The 8,428-nt window shown below is 39.7% G+C and carries 7 protein-coding genes and 2 pseudogenes; 4 read left to right on the top strand and 5 right to left on the bottom strand.

The window, feature by feature from the left end; genetic code table 11:
* Positions 1–47 precede the first annotated feature (47 nt).
* From EJF25_RS24275 to EJF25_RS24260, 4 genes and pseudogenes are all read left to right on the top strand, one after another.
* Entirely contained in the window at positions 48–479 is a 432-nt protein-coding gene (locus EJF25_RS24275; protein WP_235016918.1) for a RagB/SusD family nutrient uptake outer membrane protein, read from the top strand.
* Between the two features lie 30 nt (positions 480–509).
* Positions 510–1,520, top strand: a complete 1,011-nt coding sequence (locus EJF25_RS24270) for a DUF4973 domain-containing protein (protein WP_125040325.1) — start codon at positions 510–512, stop codon at positions 1,518–1,520.
* Positions 1,521–2,385: 865 nt separating this feature from the next.
* Positions 2,386–3,795 (top strand): IPT/TIG domain-containing protein, encoded by a 1,410-nt coding sequence (locus EJF25_RS24265; protein ID WP_125040324.1) that lies wholly within the window; start codon positions 2,386–2,388, stop codon positions 3,793–3,795.
* A gap of 16 nt (positions 3,796–3,811) precedes the next feature.
* A pseudogene (locus tag EJF25_RS24260) lies at positions 3,812–4,210 on the top strand (carboxypeptidase-like regulatory domain-containing protein); the annotation flags it as partial.
* Positions 4,211–4,213: 3 nt separating this feature from the next.
* On the opposite strand, the pseudogene EJF25_RS24255 reads toward EJF25_RS24260, so the two are convergent.
* The 5 genes and pseudogenes from EJF25_RS24255 to EJF25_RS24240 form a co-directional block, all read right to left on the bottom strand.
* A pseudogene (locus tag EJF25_RS24255) lies at positions 4,214–4,664 on the bottom strand (carboxypeptidase-like regulatory domain-containing protein); the annotation flags it as partial.
* A gap of 22 nt (positions 4,665–4,686) precedes the next feature.
* Complete coding sequence (locus EJF25_RS24250) at positions 4,687–5,841, bottom strand: NHL repeat-containing protein (protein ID WP_235016917.1); 1,155 nt, start codon at positions 5,839–5,841, stop codon at positions 4,687–4,689.
* A complete protein-coding gene (locus EJF25_RS26040; RefSeq protein WP_235016916.1) occupies positions 5,796–6,095 on the bottom strand; it encodes an IPT/TIG domain-containing protein in 300 nt (99 codons plus the stop codon). Before EJF25_RS26040 ends, EJF25_RS24250 begins: the two co-directional genes overlap by 46 nt.
* Positions 6,096–6,963: 868 nt before the next feature.
* On the bottom strand, positions 6,964–7,974 hold the full coding sequence (locus EJF25_RS24245; RefSeq protein WP_125040325.1) for a DUF4973 domain-containing protein: 1,011 nt from the start codon (positions 7,972–7,974) through the stop codon (positions 6,964–6,966).
* Between the two features lie 29 nt (positions 7,975–8,003).
* On the bottom strand, positions 8,004–8,428 hold a 425-nt coding region (locus EJF25_RS24240; RefSeq protein ID WP_125043254.1), incomplete at its 5' end, for a RagB/SusD family nutrient uptake outer membrane protein.

Genomic DNA, 8,428 nt, shown 5'->3' with positions numbered 1-8,428 from the left:
CTCTCTCAACAACAACAACGGAGGAGGAGGAAAAGAGAGAATAGTACATGATCTCTATATCCTCATGGGACGGAACTGAGACTTACGATATCTTCCGTGACAAGGAAGAGATGCGCCGCGGAGTAAAACCGGTCCGTATGCGTGCCGGAGTACCCGACTATGATGAAGATATTTATGAGGACCCACAGAAGTTCTTTGAAAAACTTGTTCATGAACGTCAGATCGAATTCTTTGCTGAAACACAACGTTACTATGACCTGCGTCGTTGGAAAATTGTAGAAGAGCATGAAGGTGAACAAATTTATGGCTGTAACACGCTGATGAACGAGAACTACAAAGATATGTATTATCTGCCGGTCAGAGTAGCAGAGTTGCAGACTTCTTTCTCTCGCAAACAGTACTTCTGGCCTATCAGCTTCGATGAACTGAAACGGAACAAGAATCTGTCACAAGCACCCGGATGGGAGTATTATAATTAGTGTTATCATTAATAAAGTAAAAAAATCAATATGAGAAAATTATATATTTTAGGAATGATGCTGGGAGTCTGCGCAATGTTCAGTGCTTGCAACGACGAATGGAAAGATGAACTTTACAAACAGACCATTTCTTTCAAAGCGCCCGTAGGAGACAACGGGCTGAGTGAAATTTACGTACGCTACCAGCCGGACGGTACAGGAACCTTCCAGTTACCGGTCATTGTCAGCGGTTCGAAGACCAACGAGCGGAATATCGACGTGAAAATAAGCGTGGATGAAGATACGCTCCAAACACTTAATGAGGCGAGATTTCCAGTAGGTCGTCAAGACCTCTGGTATGTGCCCCTTGCGGAACAGCATTATTCTTTTGAATCAAACATTTGCCATATCCCTGCAGGAGAAAGCATACAGCTCTATCCCATCAATTTCAACTTTGACGGATTGGAACTGGATGATAAATACGTGCTTCCGCTGACCATTGAGGAGGATCCTTCTTATATGTCAAACAAATATAAAGGACGTTATAAAGCACTACTGGGAATCAATCTGTTTAATGACTATTCCGGAACATACAACACCACGCTGATGAACATCTACATTCAAGGAACGTCATCAGATCCTGCCAAAGTAGACACTCGTGTAGCTCGCGTGGTGGATGAAAATACCATTTTCTTCTATGCAGGTTCAACTTGGGTGGAAGATGAGCACCGTTCCAGATATAAAGTCTTTGCCGAGTTTGAAGAAGGAACAAAAGACGAAGAAGGTACTATTAAAGGAAAGGTGAGATTGTATGGTGACGATCATGAACCGGATATCAATATTCAACCGTTGGGTGAATGTACGTATGAAAAACGAATTGTTCAGCACGAAACCATCAAATATATGGAACGCCATCTTACTACTCTGCAGCTGAGTTATAAGTACACGGATATTACTTCTAATCCAGCTTATCCGATGACTTACGAAGTAAGAGGTTCCATGACAATGGAACGACAGATTAACCCGTTGATTCCAGACGAGGATCAAGCTATTCAATGGTAAAAAGAAGGTAGAAGGTAACCGTTTATTAACGTAAAAAAGGGTCGGATCTCAAACAAGGAATCCGACCCTTTTAGTTAATATGTCAATGTACGAACTCAGAAAAACAATTGATAAAGGAATAAGTGAAATAAATGCTCAAGTAAGTGAGAGCTTGTTTAAAAAGACGCTTATACAAAAAAGACACTACTATATATTATATGAAGACCCGGTCAGTATCATAGGTTTATATTCAAAATCTTTATTTCAAACCTGCAAAAGTCGGAAATCTGGAATCTTTCCTCCAAATCATTTTTAAAAGAACATGGTTCAAATTAAACATTCTAAGCATAGTGCCCTTCACAGTTTTGCTGTAACTCTCCTGAATGGCATTGCAGCATATTATATCTCTCCTAAAAAGCGGACTATCAATATTGAAAGGAACCTTGTTTATCAGCTTACTATATTTTAGATGTTTTCGTCGAACTGAAGTTATTTTAAAGGAAACATGAATTTTTGTTCATAATTTCTTTGTACTTATGTAGTTTGATTATATATTTGTGCCACAATTAACCTATAATTAATAAAATACACACAAATTTAATTAAACACAAAGCACGATCATGAGACCTACACATACAATAATAAGGACGACTTATACAAAAGTTACACTATATCAATATTTACATTCTCAACTATTTGAATGATTAGAAGTCGGAAGAAAAAGAAATAGAAGAATCATTCATTTCATTCAAAAGACCTATTTGCTTTTCAATTAAAACATTTCCTGTTAGAAATTATATGAAATAAAAATTGGAATATTAGTTTTTAAAAATATTCCGATTCTTTATCCAATATGATATATTTTATTATTTAACTAATTATATTTATGAAAAAACATCTAGTCACAGCACTTATTTGCTGTTTATCATTCATCGGTTGCAAGGATGATAAGGTCGATTCTACCCAATACGACCCCTCCCAGCCGATAGTGTTTACAGATTTCAGCCCCAAAGAAGGAGGTATGCGAACCCGACTTTACATTGAAGGCAGTAATTTCGGTAGTGATCCTACCAAAATTCATATCACGATTGGCGGAGAAAAAACCAAAACCATCGGAACTGATGGAAAAAGTATTTATTGTATGGTTCCTTCCAAGGCTTTTGATGGAACAATCAATGTACGTGTAGATGGACCGGACGGCAAAACAGTTGCGGAACATACATTCGAACAGGAATTCCTGTATGAACCTGCAACGATTGTAGGTACCCTGCTACGTAAAGTAGATCAGGATAATAATTCTGCATTCCAAGAAGGTTCGTTTGATGAAGGAGCCTCTATTCCTTCCAACGACTGTATGGTGTTCGATCCCAAATACAAGGAGGGAGATGACCGGTTACTCTTCTCTTCAAACTTTTATGACGGTATCCATTTGGTAAACCTGACACAACGGACTGTGAAACGCCTCTTCCCAAGAACGGGATACAGCACCATGTACTCTTTCACGTTCACTGCCGATGGGGATACATTGCTGTTTACCGATGACCATGGTCAAGATAACACTAGTCGTGCAAACATCTATTATTCCCTTCGTCGTGAAAACTTCCGTCGAATCCGTCCCTACAACTATGGCAGGACGTCTTACAGCCTGATATATATGGATGACGGAACCGTCTTTTATACCACTTGGTGGGAGGGTAAAGTCTACAAAATGATACGTAACGGAGCCATTCCCAATATCGATGATAATGCGGAAGTTGCCTTTAGCCTGAGCCAGATATCGTCAGTAGGCGGTTCACATACGATATTGTTCAGACATCCGTCCAATAAATTTATGTATATGCTTTCCGACGGATTCGGAGCGGTGTTCAGAGCCGATTATGACCCGGTAAGAAAAACATTTGGTAATCCTACCATCATTGCCGGAAACATGAATGACAAAGGTTTCAAGGAAGGGACCGGAGGTGGTGCCCGATTCAGTAAACCACAATTCGGTATATTCGTTAAAAATGAGGAATACGGAGAAGGAGTCGGTCCTGACCAAGATCAATACGATTTTTACTTCTGCGACAGGGATAATCACTGTATCTGGAAACTGGATCCTCATGGGGTAGCCTCCCTTGTAGCCGGTAGAAGTAATGAAAACGCCGACAGTAAAGTCTATGGATATGTAGACGGTAATCCGTTGCACGAAGCACGTTTCAATCAGCCGTCCGGCCTTGCTTACGACCCTGATCAAGACATATTCTATATCGGAGATATTGATAACAAAGGGATTCGTTATATGACAACGGAATAATACTATTTAAGCATAAATGAATATGAGAAATATAATCTTATTATTTTTATTGATAGTAGGCTGGACAAGTGTAGTCTACGCTCAAAATGAACAAGAAAAACTTGAAGTGACGGGAATCGTCACAGATGCAAAGAACGAGCCTTTGGTGGGTGTGAACGTTACAGCAAAGAACATACCTGGCTTCGGTGCGATAACCGACATAGACGGACGTTATAAAATCAAAATCCCCAACTATTCTTACCTTGTTTTTTCCTATGTCGGCTTTGATAAACAGGAAGTCTTTGTCAAAGACAAAAAGAATATCAACATCGTCATGACAGAAACCAAAGCAACGGCAATTGACGAAGTCGTCATCACAGGAACAGGTGCCCAAAAAAAGTTAACTATGACGGGCGCCGTTACCACAGTCGATGTATACGGCTACGTTACCTACAAGGGCATTCGTGATGCTTGACGTTGGGGTACGTAGCTGGGATACATCGACTGTGGTAACGGCGCCCGTCATAGTTAACTTTTTTTGGGCACCTGTTCCTGTGATGACGACTTCGTCAATTGCCGTTGCTTTGGTTTCTGTCATGACGATGTTGATATTCTTTTTGTCTTTGACAAAGACTTCCTGTTTATCAAAGCCGACATAGGAAAAAAACAAGGTAAGAATAGTTGGGGATTTTGATTTTATAACGTCCGTCTATGTCGGTTATCGCACCGAAGCCAGGTATGTTCTTTGCTGTAACGTTCACACCCACCAAAGGCTCGTTCTTTGCATCTGTGACGATTCCCGTCACTTCAAGTTTTTCTTGTTCATTTTGAGCGTAGACTACACTTGTCCAGCCTACTATCAATAAAAATAATAAGATTATATTTCTCATATTCATTTATGCTTAAATAGTATTATTCCGTTGTCATATAACGAATCCCTTTGTTATCAATATCTCCGATATAGAATATGTCTTGATCAGGGTCGTAAGCAAGGCCGGACGGCTGATTGAAACGTGCTTCGTGCAACGGATTACCGTCTACATATCCATAGACTTTACTGTCGGCGTTTTCATTACTTCTACCGGCTACAAGGGAGGCTACCCCATGAGGATCCAGTTTCCAGATACAGTGATTATCCCTGTCGCAGAAGTAAAAATCGTATTGATCTTGGTCAGGACCGACTCCTTCTCCGTATTCCTCATTTTTAACGAATATACCGAATTGTGGTTTACTGAATCGGGCACCACCTCCGGTCCCTTCCTTGAAACCTTTGTCATTCATGTTTCCGGCAATGATGGTAGGATTACCAAATGTTTTTCTTACCGGGTCATAATCGGCTCTGAACACCGCTCCGAATCCGTCGGAAAGCATATACATAAATTTATTGGACGGATGTCTGAACAATATCGTATGTGAACCGCCTACTGACGATATCTGGCTCAGGCTAAAGGCAACTTCCGCATTATCATCGATATTGGGAATGGCTCCGTTACGTATCATTTTGTAGACTTTACCCTCCCACCAAGTGGTATAAAAGACGGTTCCGTCATCCATATATATCAGGCTGTAAGACGTCCTGCCATAGTTGTAGGGACGGATTCGACGGAAGTTTTCACGACGAAGGGAATAATAGATGTTTGCACGACTAGTGTTATCTTGACCATGGTCATCGGTAAACAGCAATGTATCCCCATCGGCAGTGAACGTGAAAGAGTACATGGTGCTGTATCCCGTTCTTGGGAAGAGGCGTTTCACAGTCCGTTGTGTCAGGTTTACCAAATGGATACCGTCATAAAAGTTTGAAGAGAAGAGTAACCGGTCATCTCCCTCCTTGTATTTGGGATCGAACACCATACAGTCGTTGGAAGGAATAGAGGCTCCTTCATCAAACGAACCTTCTTGGAATGCAGAATTATTATCCTGATCTACTTTACGTAGCAGGGTACCTACAATCGTTGCAGGTTCATACAGGAATTCCTGTTCGAATGTATGTTCCGCAACTGTTTTGCCGTCCGGTCCATCTACACGTACATTGATTGTTCCATCAAAAGCCTTGGAAGGAACCATACAATAAATACTTTTTCCATCAGTTCCGATGGTTTTGGTTTTTCTCCGCCAATCGTGATATGAATTTTGGTAGGATCACTACCGAAATTACTGCCTTCAATGTAAAGTCGGGTTCGCATACCTCCTTCTTTGGGGCTGAAATCTGTAAACACTATCGGCTGGGAGGGGTCGTATTGGGTAGAATCGACCTTATCATCCTTGCAACCGATGAATGATAAACAGCAAATAAGTGCTGTGACTAGATGTTTTTTCATAAATATAATTAGTTAAATAATAAAAATATATCATATTGGATAAAGAATCGGAATATTTTTAAAAAACTAATATTCCAATTTTTATTTCATATAATTTCTAACAGGAAATGTTTTAATTGAAAAGCAAATAGGTCTTTTGAATGAAATGAATGATTCTTCTATTTCTTTTTCTTCCGACTTCTAATCATTCAAATAGTTGAGAATGTAAATATTGATATAGTGTAACTTTTGTATAAGTCGTCCTTATTATTGTATGTGTAGGTCTCATGATCGTGCTTTGTGTTTAATTAAATTTGTGTGTATTTTATTAATTATAGGTTAATTGTGGCACAAATATATAATCAAACTACATAAGTACAAAGAAATTATGAACAAAAATTCATGTTTCCTTTAAAATAACTTCAGTTCGACGAAAACATCTAAAATATAGTAAGCTGATAAACAAGGTTCCTTTCAATATTGATAGTCCGCTTTTTAGGAGAGATATAATATGCTGCAATGCCATTCAGGAGAGTTACAGCAAAACTGTGAAGGGCACTATGCTTAGAATGTTTAATTTGAACCATGTTCTTTTAAAAAATGATTTGGAGGAAAGATTCCAGATTTCCGACTTTTGCAGGTTTGAAATAAAGATTTTGAATATAAACCTATGATACTGACCGGGTCTTCATATAATATATAGTAGTGTCTTTTTTGTATAAGCGTCTTTTTAAACAAGCTCTCACTTACTTGAGCATTTATTTCACTTATTCCTTTATCAATTGTTTTTCTGAGTTCGTACATTGACATATTAACTAAAAGGGTCGGATTCCTTGTTTGAGATCCGACCCTTTTTTACGTTAATAAACGGTTACCTTCTACCTTCTTTTTACCATTGAATAGCTTGATCCTCGTCTGGAATCAACGGGTTAATCTGTCGTTCCATTGTCATGGAACCTCTTACTTCGTAAGTCATCGGATAAGCTGGATTAGAAGTAATATCCGTGTACTTATAACTCAGCTGCAGAGTAGTAAGATGGCGTTCCATATATTTGATGGTTTCGTGCTGAACAATTCGTTTTTCATACGTACATTCACCCAACGGTTGAATATTGATATCCGGTTCATGATCGTCACCATACAATCTCACCTTTCCTTTAATAGTACCTTCTTCGTCTTTTGTTCCTTCTTCAAACTCGGCAAAGACTTTATATCTGGAACGGTGCTCATCTTCCACCCAAGTTGAACCTGCATAGAAGAAAATGGTATTTTCATCCACCACGCGAGCTACACGAGTGTCTACTTTGGCAGGATCTGATGACGTTCCTTGAATGTAGATGTTCATCAGCGTGGTGTTGTATGTTCCGGAATAGTCATTAAACAGATTGATTCCCAGTAGTGCTTTATAACGTCCTTTATATTTGTTTGACATATAAGAAGGATCCTCCTCAATGGTCAGCGGAAGCACGTATTTATCATCCAGTTCCAATCCGTCAAAGTTGAAATTGATGGGATAGAGCTGTATGCTTTCTCCTGCAGGGATATGGCAAATGTTTGATTCAAAAGAATAATGCTGTTCCGCAAGGGGCACATACCAGAGGTCTTGACGACCTACTGGAAATCTCGCCTCATTAAGTGTTTGGAGCGTATCTTCATCCACGCTTATTTTCACGTCGATATTCCGCTCGTTGGTCTTCGAACCGCTGACAATGACCGGTAACTGGAAGGTTCCTGTACCGTCCGGCTGGTAGCGTACGTAAATTTCACTCAGCCCGTTGTCTCCTACGGGCGCTTTGAAAGAAATGGTCTGTTTGTAAAGTTCATCTTTCCATTCGTCGTTGCAAGCACTGAACATTGCGCAGACTCCCAGCATCATTCCTAAAATATATAATTTTCTCATATTGATTTTTTACTTTATTAATGATAACACTAATTATAATACTCCCATCCGGGTGCTTGTGACAGATTCTTGTTCCGTTTCAGTTCATCGAAGCTGATAGGCCAGAAGTACTGTTTGCGAGAGAAAGAAGTCTGCAACTCTGCTACTCTGACCGGCAGATAATACATATCTTTGTAGTTCTCGTTCATCAGCGTGTTACAGCCATAAATTTGTTCACCTTCATGCTCTTCTACAATTTTCCAACGACGCAGGTCATAGTAACGTTGTGTTTCAGCAAAGAATTCGATCTGACGTTCATGAACAAGTTTTTCAAAGAACTTCTGTGGGTCCTCATAAATATCTTCATCATAGTCGGGTACTCCGGCACGCATACGGACCGGTTTTACTCCGCGGCGCATCTCTTCCTTGTCACGGAAGATATCGTAAGTCTCAGTTCCGTCCCATGAGGATATAG

Source organism: Bacteroides faecalis (assembly GCF_003865075.1).
Lineage (GTDB): Bacteria > Bacteroidota > Bacteroidia > Bacteroidales > Bacteroidaceae > Bacteroides > Bacteroides faecalis.
This window is presented reverse-complemented; position numbering and strand designations above follow the sequence as displayed.